We start from the raw sequence: 16,701 nt of genomic DNA, 5'->3' as shown, positions 1-16,701 counted from the left end.
GTCAGCAGTGATGCGGATCCCGCACCGTCCGTCGCAAGGACTACACGGGGGTACGCGGGGGTACGCGGGGGTACGCGAGGCGCCCTCACCACGCCAGCTGGGCCAGCTCCTCCGCGACCACGGCACACGCGTCGGCCGAGGGATCGATGAGCGGGAAGTGCCCGACCTCCTCCAGCAGCGTCAGCCCCACCATCTCGCCCGCCTTCGCCGCGGCGTCGACGAACGCCTCCGACACCGCCTGCGGCACGGTCAGGTCGCAGGCGCCCTGCACCACGGCCGTCGCGATACCGGTGGGCAGCAGGACCGCCGGGTCGGCGAAGGCGCTCCGTACCGCGAAGTCCCCCTCTCCGCCCAGCAGTTGATGCGCGGCACCGGAGCAGACGTCCAGCTCGACGGCGGTCGCGAAGTCGGCGATCGGCGCCAGCGCGACGACACCGCGCAGTGGCGGCGGCGAGGGCAGCCGCCACGGCGACCCCTCGGGGAGTACGTGCCGGGCGGCGGCCCACAGCGCCAGCTGACCGCCCGCCGAGTGCCCGGTGACCACGGTCCGCCGCACATCGGCCTGCGGCAGTTCCCTGCCGGCCAGCACCGGCATCGCGTCCATCGCGGCGGCGACGTCGTCGAAGGTCTCGGGCCAGCGGCCGGCGACCGGACCTGAACCGCGCTGCTGCGGGATCTCGCTGCCGCGCCGGTACTCGACGTTGGCGACGGCGAAACCCCGCCGGGCCAGGAAGTCCGCGAGCGGTGACACATGGAGCCGGTCGTACGGAGCACGCCACGCCCCGCCGTGGAAGAGGACGACGAGCGGCGCCCCGGTCCTGCCGTCCCGGGGGGCGTAGAAGTCGATCACCTGATCCGGGTGGCTGCCGTAGGCCGCGGACCGATCGGGGGCGACCACCGGATGCGCGAACGCCGACTCCTCCTCGGCGGCATCACGATCACGCGCGGCAGAATCCGACATGCTGCTCCAACCGTCCTACACCTGTGCCCAACTGGCCTGACCTGCGGGGACGTTATCAGCCCCACGCAGGCCCCTTGATCGCCGGACGGACTCATTCCTCCCCGAGAACCTCCGCGACAACCTCCGCAAGAACCCGCGCGGCCCGCTCCGCGTCCGCGAACCCCACGTACAACGGCGTGAACCCGAACCGCAGCACGTCCGGCCGGCGCAGGTCCCCGACCACACCCCGCTCGATGAGCGCACGCATCACCGGCTCCGCGTCCTCGCACCGCAACGCGACCTGGCTGCCGCGTTCCGCGTGCGCGGCCGGGGTGACCGAGGTGACCCGGCCCTCCGGCACGTACGCGGCGACGCACTCCAGGAAGAAGTCCGTCAGCGCGAGGGACTTGGCCCGTACGGCGGCCACGTCCACCCCGTCCCACACGTCCAGCGACGCTTCGAGCGCCAGCATGGACAGGATGTCGGGGGTGCCGACCCGGCCCCGTACCGCACCCTCGGCGGGCGCGTATCCGGGCGTCATCGCGAACGGGTCGGCGTGCGACGTCCAGCCCGGCAGGGGGGAGTCGAACGCCGCTTGGTGGCGCTCGGCGACGTACAGGTAGGCGGGCGAACCGGGGCCGCCGTTCAGGTACTTGTAGGTGCAGCCGACGGCCAGGTCAACGCCGCGCTCGTCGAGGCCGACGGGCAGGGCGCCCGCGCTGTGGCACAGGTCCCAGACGGCGATGCCGCCCGCCGCGTGCACGGCGGCGGTGAGACCGGGCAGGTCGTGCAGCCTGCCCGTGCGGTAGTCGACGTGGTTGAGCAGGACGACCGCCGTACGGGGGCCGAGCGCACCCAGGACATCGGCGGGCGCGACCGGGACGATCCGGTGTCCGGTCATCCGGGCGGCGGACTCCGCGATGTACCCGTCCGTGGGAAAGGTCGTCGCGTCAACCAGGATCTCGTCGCGTCCGTCGGCCGCGAGGCGGCTCGCGGCGACGACGGCCTTGAAGACGTTCACGCTCGTCGAGTCGCCCACCACGATCTGCCCGGCGGCGGCCCCGACGAGCGGGGCGATCCGGTCGCCGATCCGCTCGGGCGCGGTCCACCAGCCGCTCTCGTCCCAGGACCGGATGCGCAGCTCGCCCCACTCGCGGGCGAGGACGTCCTGGATCCGGGCGGGTACGTGACGGGGCAGCGCGCCCAGCGAGTTCCCGTCGAGGTAGACGGTGTCGTCGAGGGTGAACAGCTCTCGGAGCTTGGCCAGTTCGTCGGCGGCGTCGAGCGCCGCAGCCTTCTCGGCGAAGGTCTCAGACATGGCTGCGCGCCGTCCACAGCTCGGGGAAGACGTTCTTCGTGGCCCGCTTCTCCAGCCACGCGACCCCGGCCGAGCCGCCGGTCCCGGTCTTCGAGCCCATCGCGCGCCGGGTGGCGACCAGGTGGTCGTTGCGCCAGCGCCAGACCAGTTCTCCGACGTCGGTGAGCGCCTCGCCGAGGCGGACGAGCTCGTCGTGCTGGTCGGGGTTGGCGTAGATCCGCGCCCAGACGGCCTCGACCTCGGCGGACGGCTCGTACTTCTGAGCCAGGTCACGGCCGAGCACGGACTGCGGCACCGCGTGCCCGCGACGGGCGAGGAGGGCCAGCACCTCGTCGTACAGGCTGGGCTCGTGGAGCGCCTTCTCCAGCTCGGCGTACACCCGGGGCGCGCCCCGGTGCGGCACGAGCATGGAGGCGGACTTGTCCCCGAGCAGGAACTCCATCCGCCGGTACATCGCCGACTGGAATCCCGAGCCTTCGCCGAGCGCTCCGCGGTAGGAGTTGAACTGGGCGGGGGTGAGCCCGGCCAGCGGGGTCCAGGAGGCGTTCAGCGCCTCCAGCTCCCGTACGGACCGCTTCAGGGCGTCGCGCGCGACGGGTATGCGGTCCTCGCGCAGGGCGTGCGCCGCGGTCTCCCACTCGTGCACGATGACCGTGAACCACAGCTCCATGACCTGGGTGGTGACCAGGAAGACCATCTCGCCGGGATCGTCCGAGCGAAGGTGCTGGAGGTGGGTCAGGACATCCGCCTGGACATAGTCCTCGTACGGAGTCGTTCCCGCGAAGTCCAGGTGCGGGGTGTCCGCACCGGTGGCTTCGGGGTCGGGGTGATTCGTCGACATTTCTGTCTCCTCGACAAACGAGCTTCCGGGTAGCGGTCCGCCCCTTCCGTGAAGGAAGTGGAGCTCCGGTCCCCTGTCGGCATCCTAAGCCGGGCCCGCGGGCGCCGTCTCCCGGGCATCGGGTGAGCGGCGGGAGCGGGGCAGCACACGGGCCCCGCGGACGCAGATGTCCACGGGGCCCGGTACAGCACAGGGCGGGCTGAATCAGCCCAGAGCGGTCTCAGCCCAGGGTGTCGGCGGCGGTCTGCGAGGAGTCGCGCAGGAACGTCGAGCAGCGCTCGTACTCGTCCTTCTCACCGATGTCCCCCGCGGCGCGGGCGAGGGCGTGCAGCGCGCGCAGGAAGCCGCGGTTCGGCTCGTGCTCGAACGGGACGGGGCCGTGGCCCTTCCAGCCGGAGCGGCGCAGGGCGTCGAGGCCGCGGTGGTAGCCGGTACGGGCGTACGCGTACGACTCGATGACCCGGCCGCCCTCGTACGCCTCGTCGGCGAGCTGCGCCCAGGCCAGCGAGGATGTGGGGTACTTCGCTGCGACATCGGCGGGCGCCGCACCGTTGGCGAGCAGCTCGCGCGGCTCCGGATCGTCGGGCAGATGGGTCGGGGAGGGCCCCCCGAGCAGGTTCTCGTGGATGGACATGGACTCAAGTGTGCCTGGTGGGACGCCCCCGTGGGGCATCACCCCGCTTCCCGTCCCGGTTCGCGTCCCGGCTCGCTTCCCGGTTCGCCTCCCGTCTCGCGTACGGGCTCCAGGGGCGGCGCCGCGACCCCGCAGTGCACGGTGCACGCGGGCCGGGCCGCCTTCGGCGGGGTCCGCACCGTCGCCCAGGCGATCGCCGCGCCCAGCACCAGCAGCCCCGCGCACATCGGCATCGCCCGCCGGAACGTCGAGGCGAACTCGTCGGCGTCGCGGTACGCCTCCGGGCCCATCCCCGCGAGCAGCGGCAGCGCGGCCACCGCGATCAGCCCCGCCGCGCGCGCCGCCGCGTTGTTGATGCCACTGGCGAGCCCGGCGCGCCCGGTGTCCACAGCGGCCAGGACGGTCGCGGTGAGCGGGGCGACCAGGATCACCAGGCCGGCGCCGAGCACCAGGACGGCGGGCAGCACATCGGTGACGTACGAGGAGACGGAGGCGCCAGGACCGACCCGCAGCATCAGCAGCATCCCGGCGGCGGCCAGCAGGGGCCCGACCGTGAGCGGGATGCGGGGTCCGATCCGCCGCCCGAGATCACCCGCCCAGGCGGAGAACAGCAGCATCAGCACGGTCGTCGGCAGCAGCGCGGTGCCCGCCCCGAGCGCCGAGTATCCGGCGACGACCTGGAGCTGCATCGCGGAGAGGAAGAAGAAGCCGCCGAGCGCCGCGTACACACAGAGGGTGACGATGTTGACCATGGTGAACAGCCGGGACGCGAAGATCGAGGGCGGCAGCATCGGATCGGGCCGCCGCCGCTCCACCTGCACGAACGCCGCACCGAGCAGCACACCGCCCACGGCGGCCCCGATGACGACCGGGGACGCGCCCTGCCCCGGTGCCTCGATCAGCGCGAACGTGACACCCGCCAGCGCGAGCGCCCCGAGCACGGCCCCCAGCACGTCGAAGCGGCCGTGCGCGTTCGGGTCCCGGGACTCCGGTACGTGGCGCAGAGCCACGGGTACGCAGATGGCGGCGAGCGGCAGGTTGAGCAGGAATACCCAGCGCCAGCCGGGCCCGTCGACGAGCCAGCCCCCCACGAACGGCCCGATCGCGGCCCCCACCCCGCCGAGCCCCGACCAGAGCCCGACGGCACGCGCCCGGTCGTCCGGATGGAAACTGGCCTGGATGAGCGCGAGCGACCCCGGCGTGAGCAGCGCACCACCGACCCCTTGCAGGGCACGGGCGGCGATCAGGACACCGGCGTTGGGCGCGATCCCGCAGAGCAACGAGGCGGCGGCGAACCACACGACCCCCACGACGAACACCCGCCGCCGCCCGTACCGGTCCCCGAGCGCCCCACCGAGGAGGATCAGCCCGGCGAGGGTGAGCATGTAGGCGTTGACGGTCCACTGGAGCGCGGCCAGATCGGTATCGAGGTCCTCGCCGATGCGGGGCAGGGCGACGTTGATCACGGTGGAGTCGAGCATGGCCATGCTCGACCCGAGAACGGTGGTCAGGACGACCCAGCGACCGACGGGCGAAGCGACCCGGATTCCGTCACCGCCGGCATGCGCATCATCCATGCAGCCAGCATCACGGGTCCAGGTTCACGCTGCGACCGGGCGGGGCCCGACCCGGCGATCTTTCAGCCCGTCCGGCGTTCGAGGACCGGCGCCCGGTTCCTTTCAGCCCGTCCGGCGTTTCAGGACCGGCGCCCGGTTCCTTTCAGCCCGTCCGGCGTTTGAGGACCGGGGCCCGGGGCGGAGCCCCGGTTTCGGGAAGGGGCGGGTAGGGGAACGCCCGCCGCAGGCGCACCTCGCACCCGCACTCCCCCTGCCCCCGCCCTACCGCCCGCTCCCCACCCCCCGGATCAACGCCTCCACCCCGGCCACCACCTTGCTCCGAGGGCACCCCACATTCAGCCGCAGGAACCCCGCCGCCCCGTACACCGCCCCCGGCATGATCGCGACCTTCTCCCGCTCGATCAGCACCCGCTGCAACGCCTCGTCGTCCACACCCAGCGCCCGCAGATCGATCCACGCGAGATACCCCGCCTGCGGCGGCTCCCAGCCCAGCTCGGGAAACGCCCCGTTCAGCCGCTCCGCCACCAGCGCCAGATTCCCCGCCACGTACGCACGGACCGCGTCCAGCCACGCCGCACCCTCCCGGTACGCCGCGATGTGCGCGGTCAGCGAGAGCACCGCCGGCGAGGCGAGGCCCTCCGCCGTCTGCATCCGCCGCAGGAACTCCGCCCGGTCCGACGGCCGGCCGACGATCCCGTACGACCCCGTCAGCGCCGGAAAGTTGAACGACTTCGACGCGGACGTGATGACCGCCCAGCGCCCGTCACCCCCCACCCGCGTCCAGGGCACATGCCGGTGCCCGTCGTGCACGAAGTCCGCGTGTATCTCGTCGCTGACCACCGCCACCCCGTACCGCCCGGCCAGCGCGGCCATCTCCGTCAGCTCGGCCTCCGTCCACACCCGCCCGGTCGGATTGTGCGGCGAACACAGCACGAGCACCTTCGCGTCGGCCCGCGCGAGCTCCCGCTCAAGCGCCTCCACATCCCCCACCGGCACGCCCCGCAGCTCACGCCCGAGCCCGGTGATCGCCTTGCGGAAGCCGTCGTACGTGGGGGTGTGGACGACCACCCCGTCCCCGGCGTCCGTCCACATCTGGAGGAACTGCGAGAGCTGGCTGAGGACGGACGGCCCGTAGACCAGCCGCCCGGTGTCGAGACCGGTGCCGTACCGGGTCTCGTACCAGTGCGCGATCGCCGAGCGGAAGTCGTCCTGCTCCCAGTCCGTGTAGCCGAACACCCCGTGATCGAGCCGGGACCGCAGCGCGGCCAGTACCTCGGGCGCGGTCTCGAAGTCCATGTCGGAGATGGTGAACGGCAGCAGCCCGTCCACCCCGAACCGGTCGGCGACCCCGTCCCACTGGACGCACCAGGTGCCCCGGCGGTCGACGACGGTGTCGAAGTCGTAGGACGCACTCACAGCAGCTACCTCACATCGCTCGAACATGCGACTCGGACACGAAACGGGCCCGGCACCCCAAGGGGTACCGGGCCCACCACAGCAAACAGCTTGCCGACTACTTCAGCTTGGTGCCCGTGGACCGCAGGTTGGCACACGCCTCGGTGACACGCGCGGCCATGCCCGCCTCGGCCAGCTTGCCCCAGGTGCGGGGGTCGTACTTCGACTTGGTGCCGACATCGCCGTCGACCTTCAGCACGCCGTCGTAGTTACGGAACATGTGGTCCGCGACCGGCCGCGTGAAGGCGTACTGGGTGTCGGTGTCGAGGTTCATCTTCACGACGCCGTTCTCAAGCGCGGTGGCGATCTCCTCCGCGGAGGAGCCGGAGCCGCCGTGGAAGACGAAGTCGAACGGGGACGTACGGCCGTACTTGGCGCCGACACCCTCCTGGAGGTCCTTCAGCAGCTCGGGACGGAGCACGACGTTGCCCGGCTTGTACACACCGTGGACGTTGCCGAAGGACGCGGCCAGCAGGTAGCGGCCCTTCTCGCCCAGGCCGAGCGCCTCGGCCGTACGCAGCGCGTCGTCGACGGTCGTGTACAGCTCGTCGTTGATCTCGTGCGTGACGCCGTCCTCCTCGCCACCGGTCGGAGTGATCTCGACCTCAAGAATGATCTTGGCGGCGGCGGCCTTGGCGAGCAGCTCCTGACCGATGGAGAGGTTGTCGGCGAGGTTCTCGGCCGAGCCGTCCCACATGTGGGACTGGAACAGCGGGTTCAGACCCTTGGCGACACGCTCCGCGGAGACCTCGATCAGCGGACGCACATAGGTGTCCAGCTTGTCCTTGGGGCAGTGGTCGGTGTGCAGCGCGACGGTGACGTCGTACTTGGCGGCGACGATGTGCGCGAACTCGGCCAGGGCGACAGCGCCCGTGACCATGTCCTTGTTGTACTGGCCGCCCAGGAACTCCGCCCCACCGGTGGAGATCTGGATGATGCCGTCGCTCTCGGCCTCCGCGAAACCGCGCAGTGCAGCGTGCAGGGTCTGGGTCGAGGTCACATTGATGGCCGGGTAGGCGAACTTGCCTGCCTTCGCCCGGTCGAGCATCTCGGCGTAGACCTCGGGGGTTGCGATGGGCATCTGTCCGCTCCTTGGGATGTGCGGGTGTGCAGTGCTGGTCCCTGACCTGGGGGCGACGTCATCGTCGCCCCCATCTTCCCAGACTCTCGCCGCGGCTCCACCCGGCCTCCCCGACCCGGCCACACACAAGGGCGGGCCGTTTCACGTGAAACGGCCCGCCCTTGTTCGAATCCGCAGGTCAGGACAGGTCGAGGTCCGCCACGGAGTAGACGTGGACGTACGGCAGCCCGGCCTCCGCGACGGCGGGGGCGGCCCCCCGCTCCACGATCACGGCGACGGCGACGACCTCGCCCCCGGCCTCGCGCACCGCCTCCACGGCGGTCAGCGGCGAACCGCCCGTCGTCGAGGTGTCCTCGACGACCAGGCAGCGGCGGCCCTTCACGTCCGTGCCCTCGATCCGGCGCTGCATCCCGTGCGCCTTCTGCGCCTTGCGGACGACGAAGGCGTCCAGGCTCTGCCCGCGCGCCGCGGAGGCGTGCAGCATCGACGTGGCCACCGGGTCGGCGCCCAGCGTCAGACCGCCGACGCAGTCGTAGTCCAGGTCGGCGGTGGCGTCGAGCATCACCTGACCGACCATAGGCGCGGCCTTGCCGTCCAGCGTGATCCGGCGCAGGTCGATGTACCAGTCGGCTTCCAGACCCGAGGAGAGGGTCACCTTGCCGTGTACCACGGCCTTGTCCTTGATCTGCTGGAGCAGCTCAGCGCGTACGTCAGTCATGTCAACGAGGGTAAGCGCTGCCGTCGCCGGTCAGAGCCGCACCCAGCTCCAGGTCGTCGCGATCTCCAGCGGCTCGATCGGGGTGACCAGCCGGGGCGCGGTGTTCAGCCCGTTCGGCGGGCCCGACTGCGGCTCCACACACACCGCGTCGTCCTGCTCGTCGTAGACGACCACCCACTCGTCCCGGCTCTTCACCGTCAGCTCCAGCTGCTCCGGCCAGGTGAGCTTCACATCGACACCGTCGGGCATCCCGAAGCAGTCGTCCCACGGGCCGGGCAGAGGGTCGATCCGGCGGCCGGTCGGCAGATGCTCCTCGCCTCGCTCCTCCTGCCAGGCGGCGTCGAAGTCGAGCCGCACGTCCCGGCCTCCGATGGTGCGGTGGAACCAAGGGTGCCAGCCTGCCTGCGCCGGGAAGGAGTCCACGTGAGCCTCGACGCCCATACGGAGCGTCAGCGAGTCCTCGGCGAGCTCGAAGGTCTGCGTCACCCGGCCCGGGTAGGGCCACGGTTCGGCCAGGTCGTAATAGAAGGCCGCTTCGTTCCCCGTCTCCATGGCGGTGTGCCAGGAGGTGTCGCGCCCGGTGCCGTGGATGGCGTGCGGCGGGGCGTTCAGCGGCAGGCTGTGCAGTTCACCGCCGCTGCGGAACTGCCCGTTCCCGGTACGCCCGCACCACGGCACCATCGGGAAGCAGCCGTACCGCTCCCCCTGGCGCAGCAGTTCGGTGCCACCGATCCGCAGGCTGCTGATCCGGCAGCCATGGGTGGGGTCAACGGTCAACTCGGCGTCGCCGACGGTCAGCCGGACGTTCTTCGCAGCTCTGCTCACCCCACGACACTACTGGCGCCGCTACCTCCGCCGCCGCAGCGCACGACCCACGACCACCGCGGAGGCGAGCGCGAGGGCGGCGGCGGGTGCGACCCAGCGCAGGGTCGCCCCGGCCCGGTCGGCCTCGGGCGAGGGCACGGGCGCGTACCGGCCGCGCGGCGGGGCGTGGTCGACCTCCTCCGTGCTGCGCCCGATCATGGTGCGCCGGGCGTGCGCGGCCTCGGCCGGAGGCCCGTCCGGCACGGTGAACTCGACCTCCGCGAGCGGGTCGAGCGAGGGCGGCGGCACCGGGGCGTCGTACACGGACCCCTTACCGGGCGGCGGCTCGGCGGACGGCGCCTCGTCGGGCGCGGCCTCGTGCATGGGCGCGGACTCCTCGGGGCCGGACTCCTCGGAGAAGCCCACCACCTCATCGGACACCCTCGGCTCCCCCGACACCCCAGGCTCCCCCGACACCCCCGGCTCCCCCGGCCCCCCCGCCAGCGACTCCGTCACCAGCTGCTGCGTGAAGCGGTCCAGCAACCGATGGGCCGCCGCCAGCGCCGCCGCGTCGTCCAGGTCCACGATGCGGCCGTCTCCGCCCGCCGTCCCGGCGAACTCGATCGTCGTACCGCCGTCGGTCTCCGTGAGGGTGAGCGTGAGGGCCAGCTTCGCCGAGCCCGTACCCCGCGCCTCCACACCCTCCCCGGACACGACGAAGGTGTCACCGTCGCGGCCGGCGAGCTCCAGCACGCCCCGGTAGGTGATCGTGTGGCCGTCGACCCTGATCTTCAGCCGGCCGGACAGCGGGCCCGCCGACGCGTCGGCGTCCTGCTGGAGTCCAGGCACACAGCGCGCGACCCGGGCAGCATCGCCCAGGGTCCTCCGCAGGGACAGGACCGGAACCGGAACGAACACCTCATGCTCCATGGAAACCGAGCCTACTCAGACCCGGCCGCCACGTCAGCGCTTCGGCACCCCGCACGCCTCCGATCCCCCCGCACCGACACCACCGGCACCGCACCCTCACGATTCCTCCCAGTACCGCGGATGCACCAGCGTCGACGGCGCCCGCACCCGTACACGTACGCTCTCCGCGGTCGACCCCGCCTCCCACAGCTCCCGCTCCCCCAGGGACCGCAGCCCCGGTGCCGCGGGGTGCAGACCCAGCGCGGGCGCCGTGTGCGCCGAGGCCAGGACGAATCCCCAGTCGCGCGGTTCCTCCGTCCGGCCCGTCACCCGGTTCGGACCCGCCGCGAAGCCGGAGAGCCGGCCGGCGATCCGGTACGGGCGCGTCGCCAGGCCGCCCGCCCGGATCGACGCGTCCACCGTCCAGAAGGTCTGCGGCCGGATGCCCACGGGCCCTGCGTGCACCACCAGCCGGCCGCCCGGCGCGAGGGCCTCCGCGACCAGCCCGTAGAACTCCGCCGAGTAGAGCTTCGTGCTCGCCGTGATCCCGGGGTCCGGCAGATCCGATACGACCACGTCGTAGGGGCCGTGTGCAGTCCGCAGCCATGTGAACGCGTCCCCGCCGACCGTCGTGAGCCGCGGGTCCCGGTACGCGTGCCCGTTCAGCCCGGACAGCGCGGGGTCCGTCCGGGCCAGTCGGGTGACGGCGGGGTCCAGCTCGACGACCGTCACGGCCCGTACGCCCGGATAGCGCAGCACCTCGCGGGCGGCCAGACCGTCCCCGCCGCCCAGGATCAGCACCCGCCCGTGCGGCCCGCGCATCGCCGGGTGCACCAGCGCCTCGTGGTAGCGGTACTCGTCGCGGGCGCTGACCCGCAGCCGCCCGTCCAGATACAGGTCCAGGGAGTCCCGCCCCTCTCCGGTGAGGACGATCTCCTGCACCCCGGTCTGTACGGCGACCCGCACCCGGTCCCCGTAGACCGCGCGCCGGGCCGCCCGCTCGAAGTCGTCGACCAGCACCGTGGCGGTGGCCAGCAGCCCGATCACCGTGACGTTGGCCAGGACCAGCAGCCAGCGCGACCGGGCGCTCAGGTCGCGCCGGAACAGCCACAGCACCAGCGCCCCGCCCGCCGCCGCGTTGACCGCCCCGGTGAACAGCGCGCCGGTGAGCTGGCCCAGCATCGGCAGCAGCAGGAAAGGAAAGGCGAGCCCGCCGACGAGCGCCCCCACGTAGTCGGCGGCGAAGAGGTCGGCGACGGCGCCGCCCGCGTCCTGCCGGTCGACCCGCTGGATCAGTGTCATCAGCAGCGGGATCTCCGCACCGATCAGAATGCCGATCGCCAGCGAGAACCCGACCAGGGCGTACCGCGACTCCCCCAGCCAGGCGAACGAGGCGTACAGCACGAGCGCCGACGAACCGCCGACCAGCGCGAGGGCCGCCTCGATGAGCCCGAATCCGACCGCGGCACGGCAGCGCAAACGTTTCGCGAGGAGCGACCCGATACCCATCGCGAACACCATCACGGAGAGCACGACGGACGCCTGCGTGACCGAGTCGCCGATCAGATACGAGGCGAGCGCGACGAGCTCCAGCTCGTACACGAGTCCGCAGGCGGCGCAGATGAAGACGGTGGCCAGCACGAAGAACCGTCCGGTCCTCGGCCGTACGGGAAGCCGCGCCGCGCCCCCTCGCAGCGGCACCTGCTGGTCGATCATGAAGCGAACGCTACGTTACGAAACTGTCGCCGCCTGTCACCCACACGGGTGTAAGTAGCTGGGTCAGAGCGCCGGGGCCGGCACCCGGACACCCACCCGGGTGCGCGTCACCACCAACTGCCCCTCCTGCGGGTACGCGTGCCAGGTGCGCCACCGCACCTGGCCCTCGGCCTCCTGCGCCAGCAGCGCGGTGAAGGCGTGCGGGCTGCCGGGGAACGTCCCGGCGAGACCGTGCGGATGGTCGGCGACGAGCGCGAGCAACTCCTGCGCACGCCCCGCGAACGCACCTTCGGTGAGCGTCTCGACGCGCGCCGCGAATTCGTACTCCCAGTCGCCCAGCCGCTTCGCGACGCCGAGCGGCAGCGGGGTGCTGCTGCCGGGGATACAGGCGACGGTCTCCGAACAGGTGGTACCGCTGTCCTCCTCCAGGAGGACCTGATGAGAGGCGCCGAGCAGCCTCAACTGCAGCTTGGCCTCCGCGAACCGGAGGTCGAGGACGGCGAGGGCGGGCAGCGGCTCCCGTCCGAGCGCCCAGGCCAGATCTGCGGCGCGGGTGTCGGAGTAGGCCGTCTGAAGGGTCGTGAGCATGGTTCGGCTCCGCAAACACACATGGGACACATGGACAGGGGGCGCCCCCTGGAGATGCGCATGGGGGAGGGAAACGCCCGATCAGGTCCAACTGGGGTCCGAGGGCTGAATGTTCTCTAGAGGGAGGGAATCACGAAGTACGCCTCACTCACAGCGTTTTTGCCCAACTTGACGTGGTTTCCATCCCCCCGGGGGCGGCCCGTTCAACTGTTCAACCACAACTCCCCGCGTGGCTCAACGAAAAGGTGTCCGGCGGGAGTTCACCCACCGGACACCTCACGTGCTCCGCGTCAGCTGCCCCCGCCACAACCGCCACCGCCGCCGCACGACGAACTGCTGCTTCCGCACGAGGAGCTGCTGCCGCAGGACGAGCCACCACCATGACCGCCGTACGCGCTGGAGCTTCCGCTCCCGCCGGCCCCGGCGGCCTTCCGCCGCCGCGACGCCTTCCCCCCGGGCACCGGCCTGCGCCTGCCGCGCGCCCCTGACACCCCGGCGGCGATGGCCAGCACCACGACGATCCCGATCAGTGCCGCTCCGAAAACCCCCACTGCCCTCACGTCCTTCCGTCCCCCGAAGCGAGGTCCTCGCTCCCGTGTACGAGGGGGATGCCCGGCGCCCTCCGGAGCCAAAGCAGACTTGAGCAACTCCAGAGCTTCGGCACAGGATGGCGGCCATGACACAGGGACGACCGCTGCTCAACCGCCGCCTCACCGAGTTCGGGACGACCATTTTCGCGGAGATGTCCGCGCTGGCCGTACGGACCGGCTCGATCAACCTCGGTCAGGGTTTCCCCGACACCGACGGCCCCGAAGAGATCCGCGAGGCCGCGGTCCGCGCCCTTCGGGCGGGGCACGGCAACCAGTACCCGCCGGGCCCCGGCATCCCCGAGCTGCGCTCCGCGATCGCGGAGCACCAGCAGCGCTTCCACGGGCTGTCGTACGACCCCGAAAGCGAGGTCCTGGTCACCGCGGGCGCCACCGAGGCCATCGCGGCGGCCCTGCTGGCCCTCCTGGAGCCCGGCGACGAGGTCATCGCCCTGGAGCCGTACTACGACTCGTACGCCGCCTGCATCGCCCTGGCGGGCGGCACCCGCGTCCCCGTCACCCTGCACCCGCACGACGGCGCCTACCGGCTCGACCTCGACGAACTCCGCGCGGCCGTCACCCCCCGCACCCGCCTCATCCTGCTCAACACCCCGCACAACCCCACCGGCACCGTCCTCACCCGCGACGAACTGGCCGCCGTCGCGGAACTCGCCTGCGAACGCGATCTCCTGGTCATCACGGACGAGGTCTACGAACACCTGGTGTTCGAAGGCGAGCACCTCCCGCTGGCTTCCTTCCCGGGCATGCGCGAGCGCACGGTCACCATCAGCAGTGCGGGGAAGACCTTCTCGTTCACCGGCTGGAAGGTCGGCTGGATCACCGCGAGCCCGGAACTGGTCGCGGCGGTCCGCTCGGCGAAGCAGTTCCTGACGTACGTCTCCGCCGGACCGCTCCAGTACGCCGTAGCCGAGGCCCTGCGCCTGCCCCGCTCCTACTACGACGAGCTGCGCGCCGACCTCCGGGCCAAGCGCGATCTGCTGAGCGACGGACTCGCCGACGCGGGCTTCGAGGTCTACCGGCCCGCCGGTACGTACTTCGTCACCACGGACATCCGCCCCCTGGGGGGCGAGCAGGACGGCTTCGCCTTCTGCCGCGCCCTGCCCGAACGCTGCGGGGTCGTCGCCATCCCGAACGCCGTCTTCTACGACCACCGCGAACAGGGAGCGCCCTTCGTACGCTTCGCGTTCTGCAAGCGCACCGAGGTGCTGACCGACGCGGTCGCCCGCCTGAAGACACTCACGGCCTGACAGCGGCCGCCCAGACGAAAGCCCGGCCCGGGGCAGCGGCCGGCATGACCGCCCGCGCCCGGACCGGGCTCCCGCTCGTTCCGGTGCCGGATCAGGCCTCCGGCGACTCCTCGTCGTCGGACTTGGCCTCGGCCGGCTCCAGGCCCAGACGCTCCACGAGCCACTTGTCGAACTCGATGGAGGCCCGCACCCAGCTGACCGTCGAGGAGACGAAGTGCTCCAGGCTGACGCCCGTACCGATGAGCATCTGCGCCTCACCGATCAGCCGCACGGAGGCCGCGGCGCCTTCTTCACCCTCATGGGCGTGCGTGTAGACCTTCGGCCACAGGGTGCGGCGGTTCCAGTCGTCGATCGCGTCCAGCAGAACGGGACGCTGGTCGAGGGCGTGGGGCCGGTCGTAGAACGTACGGACCGAGAAGACCTGCTGCTCGTCCTCACCACGGAACATGAAGTAGGTGCGGAAGTCCTCCCACGGCGCGGCGAGGTCACCCTCGTCGTCGACGACGAACTTCAGCTCCATCTGCTCAAGCAACTGCTTGACGAGGTCCTGGTCAGGGACGACGGGGCCCTCGGGTCCTGCCGCCTGCGGTTCGGGCTGCCCCCCGAAGTTGGGAATCGAGGACGGATCGATAGACATCGCCGGTTACTCCTGTGGATCGCACGTGGTTGCCTGACTTTGCCTTCGACCCTAGCCGCGATTGACCGGCAGTAGTCCTACGCCCTGAGGGGAATCGTGCCCGCGCCTGTTCCCCGGGCCCTCGACCAGGCGAAGGCGACCAGGACCGCGCAGATCGTACCGAGGATCCCAGCGCCTCCGATGGTGTCGGCCGAGGAACCCGACAGCTCCGTGGCGAGGCCGCCCGAGGCGACACCGATCCCCTGCATGGCGGTGAGCCCCGACCTGGCCAGTCCAAGCGCCTGGCCGCGCTGGTCCACCGGCGTGAGCAGAACGAAGGTGGCGCCGGCGGTGATCTGGTAGGCGGAGAACACGCCCGACACCATGAGCAGCAGCACGGCGGCCCCTACACCGGGGCCGGCCCAGTAGAAGATCAGCGGCAGATTCGCGCCGATCGCCAACGGGCCGAGAAGGCGGCGACGCCGCTCGTCCCCCACCCGCTCCCGGCCCAGAAGAGCCGCGCCCAGCACCATGCCCGCCGGATGAGCGGCGAGCAGGATCCCCACAGAGGCCGCGCCGGCGTCGGCCTCTTCGGCGAAGGGGGCGGCCAGCCCTTCCGGCAGCACGATGAATCCCGCAAGCCAGCCCAGTGCCATCAGCGACCGCAGCCGGGGGTCCGACCAGATCAGCCTGGCCGCGCTGCGGACCTGGCTGTGCAGCCGCTTCGGCCGCGCGTCGGCGTTCGCGACGGGCCGCGCCTTCACTCCGAAGCGGATCAGGACGGCGGAGAGCAGGAACGACACGGCGTTCAGCCCCAGGGAGATGTGGCTGCCCAGCCACACGACCACGATGCCGCCGCCGGCAAAGCCGATCAGCTGTCCGGCCTGGTGGGTGATCAGCATGGCTCGCTGACCCCGTTCGTACCTCCGCTCGCCGAGCACGGTCGGCAGCATGGCCCCCTGTGCGGCGCCGAAGGGCGACTCGGCCAACTGCGCCAGCACCAGCAGGCCGGCCAGCAGGGGCAACGGGGTTCCGGGCAACGCCATGAGCCCGACCAGGACCGCGCGCACCAAGTCGCATCCGATCATGACCGTGCGCCGGGGGAAGCGGTCCGCCAGACCGGACAGAAGCACACCGGACAGCAGGGCGGGCAGGGTCGTCAGGGCGTAGGTGGCCGCTGTCCAGCCGGCCGACTCCGTGCGCTCGAAGACCAGTAGCGACAGTGCCACGCGCGCGAGCTGGTCACCCAGGACCGACTGTGCATAAGCCGCCCACAGGGCGCGGAATTCGCCGAGGCGAATGAGATTGTCGCTTTTGCAATCCTTCGCCCCCGGGCTTATGTCATCAGGTATCCGATCCGTCATGCGCGTACCTTACCGGCTGACGAATTCCTCCCTGCCCCCTTCCAGCAGCCCACGAAAAGGCGTCCGGAGTGTCCCGATATTGCGCGGAAACCTTGCAAGCAACCGCCCACCGACCGGTCCGCGACCGAGGACGGTTTTATGTATCGACCGGATACAAATACCGGCGCATGGAACGCACGGCATCTTTCATTCGGCCACGTAATGGAAATTTTCGGCTTAATTTCGCGGGCAATCGAGAACGGCTGACAAGCGATGGGTGCGCGGGGCACACATCAATGCGGCCAC

At 71.4% G+C, this 16,701-nt stretch carries 15 protein-coding genes; 1 reads left to right on the top strand and 14 read right to left on the bottom strand.

Annotation, left to right across the window (positions count from 1 at the left end; all coding sequences use genetic code 11):
* Positions 1–85: 85 nt before the first annotated feature.
* From ACWGO0_RS00715 to ACWGO0_RS00660, 12 genes are all read right to left on the bottom strand, one after another.
* Positions 86–961 (bottom strand): alpha/beta hydrolase, encoded by an 876-nt coding sequence (locus ACWGO0_RS00715; RefSeq protein ID WP_453525836.1) that lies wholly within the window; start codon positions 959–961, stop codon positions 86–88.
* 91 nt (positions 962–1,052) lie between these two features.
* Positions 1,053–2,258 carry a kynureninase gene (kynU, locus tag ACWGO0_RS00710; RefSeq protein WP_453525833.1) on the bottom strand — a complete coding sequence of 402 codons (1,206 nt, stop codon included), beginning with the start codon at positions 2,256–2,258 and terminating at the stop codon, positions 1,053–1,055.
* Entirely contained in the window at positions 2,251–3,099 is an 849-nt protein-coding gene (locus ACWGO0_RS00705; RefSeq protein ID WP_453525830.1) for a tryptophan 2,3-dioxygenase family protein, read from the bottom strand. The genes kynU and ACWGO0_RS00705 overlap by 8 nt, the downstream gene beginning before the upstream one ends.
* A 220-nt stretch (positions 3,100–3,319) precedes the next feature.
* A complete protein-coding gene (locus ACWGO0_RS00700; RefSeq protein WP_453525827.1) occupies positions 3,320–3,733 on the bottom strand; it encodes a DUF3151 domain-containing protein in 414 nt (137 codons plus the stop codon).
* Positions 3,734–3,771: 38 nt separating this feature from the next.
* Positions 3,772–5,310, bottom strand: coding sequence for an MFS transporter (locus ACWGO0_RS00695; protein ID WP_453525824.1), 1,539 nt, complete (start codon positions 5,308–5,310; stop codon positions 3,772–3,774).
* Positions 5,311–5,571: 261 nt separating this feature from the next.
* Complete coding sequence (locus ACWGO0_RS00690) at positions 5,572–6,726, bottom strand: MalY/PatB family protein (protein ID WP_453525821.1); 1,155 nt, start codon at positions 6,724–6,726, stop codon at positions 5,572–5,574.
* 97 nt (positions 6,727–6,823) lie between these two features.
* On the bottom strand, positions 6,824–7,846 hold the full coding sequence (gene fbaA / locus ACWGO0_RS00685) for a class II fructose-bisphosphate aldolase (RefSeq protein WP_453525818.1): 1,023 nt from the start codon (positions 7,844–7,846) through the stop codon (positions 6,824–6,826).
* 178 nt (positions 7,847–8,024) lie between these two features.
* Entirely contained in the window at positions 8,025–8,564 is a 540-nt protein-coding gene (pyrE, locus tag ACWGO0_RS00680) for an orotate phosphoribosyltransferase (RefSeq protein WP_453525815.1), read from the bottom strand.
* A 30-nt stretch (positions 8,565–8,594) separates the two neighbouring features.
* Complete coding sequence (locus tag ACWGO0_RS00675; RefSeq protein ID WP_453525812.1) at positions 8,595–9,389, bottom strand: aldose epimerase family protein; 795 nt, start codon at positions 9,387–9,389, stop codon at positions 8,595–8,597.
* Between the two features lie 21 nt (positions 9,390–9,410).
* The gene (locus ACWGO0_RS00670) at positions 9,411–10,298 is read right to left on the bottom strand and encodes a carbon monoxide dehydrogenase (protein ID WP_453525809.1); all 888 of its coding nucleotides are present in this window, start codon (positions 10,296–10,298) and stop codon (positions 9,411–9,413) included.
* 96 nt (positions 10,299–10,394) lie between these two features.
* On the bottom strand, positions 10,395–11,993 hold the full coding sequence (locus tag ACWGO0_RS00665) for a polyamine aminopropyltransferase (protein ID WP_453525807.1): 1,599 nt from the start codon (positions 11,991–11,993) through the stop codon (positions 10,395–10,397).
* Positions 11,994–12,056: 63 nt separating this feature from the next.
* Complete coding sequence (locus ACWGO0_RS00660; RefSeq protein WP_453525804.1) at positions 12,057–12,581, bottom strand: DUF2617 family protein; 525 nt, start codon at positions 12,579–12,581, stop codon at positions 12,057–12,059.
* 676 nt (positions 12,582–13,257) lie between these two features.
* Here ACWGO0_RS00660 and ACWGO0_RS00655 point away from each other — a divergent pair.
* Positions 13,258–14,436, top strand: a complete 1,179-nt coding sequence (locus tag ACWGO0_RS00655) for a pyridoxal phosphate-dependent aminotransferase (protein WP_453525801.1) — start codon at positions 13,258–13,260, stop codon at positions 14,434–14,436.
* 91 nt (positions 14,437–14,527) lie between these two features.
* Here ACWGO0_RS00655 and ACWGO0_RS00650 read toward each other — a convergent pair whose 3' ends face one another.
* Together ACWGO0_RS00650 and ACWGO0_RS00645 are read right to left on the bottom strand one after the other, a co-directional pair.
* The gene (locus tag ACWGO0_RS00650; protein ID WP_453525798.1) at positions 14,528–15,073 is read right to left on the bottom strand and encodes a YbjN domain-containing protein; all 546 of its coding nucleotides are present in this window, start codon (positions 15,071–15,073) and stop codon (positions 14,528–14,530) included.
* A 77-nt stretch (positions 15,074–15,150) separates the two neighbouring features.
* Positions 15,151–16,416 carry an MFS transporter gene (locus ACWGO0_RS00645; RefSeq protein ID WP_453525796.1) on the bottom strand — a complete coding sequence of 422 codons (1,266 nt, stop codon included), beginning with the start codon at positions 16,414–16,416 and terminating at the stop codon, positions 15,151–15,153.
* Between the last annotated feature and the right edge of the window lie 285 nt (positions 16,417–16,701).

It is taken from the genome of Streptomyces sp. NPDC055749 (assembly GCF_053617235.1).
The sequence above is the reverse complement of the archived record's forward strand: the minus strand, read 5'-3'. Positions and strand labels throughout refer to the sequence as shown.

What these genes read in the sequence shown, in the direction of transcription:
- ACWGO0_RS00715 (WP_453525836.1), bottom strand. Translation starts at nt 961, where the DNA reads ATGTCGGATTCTGCCGCGCGTGATCGTGATGCCGCCGAGGAGGAGTCG.
- kynU (WP_453525833.1), bottom strand. Translation starts at nt 2,258, where the DNA reads ATGTCTGAGACCTTCGCCGAGAAGGCTGCGGCGCTCGACGCCGCCGAC.
- ACWGO0_RS00705 (WP_453525830.1), bottom strand. Translation starts at nt 3,099, where the DNA reads ATGTCGACGAATCACCCCGACCCCGAAGCCACCGGTGCGGACACCCCG.
- ACWGO0_RS00700 (WP_453525827.1), bottom strand. Translation starts at nt 3,733, where the DNA reads ATGTCCATCCACGAGAACCTGCTCGGGGGGCCCTCCCCGACCCATCTG.
- ACWGO0_RS00695 (WP_453525824.1), bottom strand. Translation starts at nt 5,310, where the DNA reads ATGGATGATGCGCATGCCGGCGGTGACGGAATCCGGGTCGCTTCGCCC.
- fbaA (WP_453525818.1), bottom strand. Translation starts at nt 7,846, where the DNA reads ATGCCCATCGCAACCCCCGAGGTCTACGCCGAGATGCTCGACCGGGCG.
- pyrE (WP_453525815.1), bottom strand. Translation starts at nt 8,564, where the DNA reads ATGACTGACGTACGCGCTGAGCTGCTCCAGCAGATCAAGGACAAGGCC.
- ACWGO0_RS00670 (WP_453525809.1), bottom strand. Translation starts at nt 10,298, where the DNA reads ATGGAGCATGAGGTGTTCGTTCCGGTTCCGGTCCTGTCCCTGCGGAGG.
- ACWGO0_RS00665 (WP_453525807.1), bottom strand. Translation starts at nt 11,993, where the DNA reads ATGATCGACCAGCAGGTGCCGCTGCGAGGGGGCGCGGCGCGGCTTCCC.
- ACWGO0_RS00660 (WP_453525804.1), bottom strand. Translation starts at nt 12,581, where the DNA reads ATGCTCACGACCCTTCAGACGGCCTACTCCGACACCCGCGCCGCAGAT.
- ACWGO0_RS00655 (WP_453525801.1), top strand. Translation starts at nt 13,258, where the DNA reads ATGACACAGGGACGACCGCTGCTCAACCGCCGCCTCACCGAGTTCGGG.
- ACWGO0_RS00650 (WP_453525798.1), bottom strand. Translation starts at nt 15,073, where the DNA reads ATGTCTATCGATCCGTCCTCGATTCCCAACTTCGGGGGGCAGCCCGAA.
- ACWGO0_RS00645 (WP_453525796.1), bottom strand. Translation starts at nt 16,416, where the DNA reads ATGACGGATCGGATACCTGATGACATAAGCCCGGGGGCGAAGGATTGC.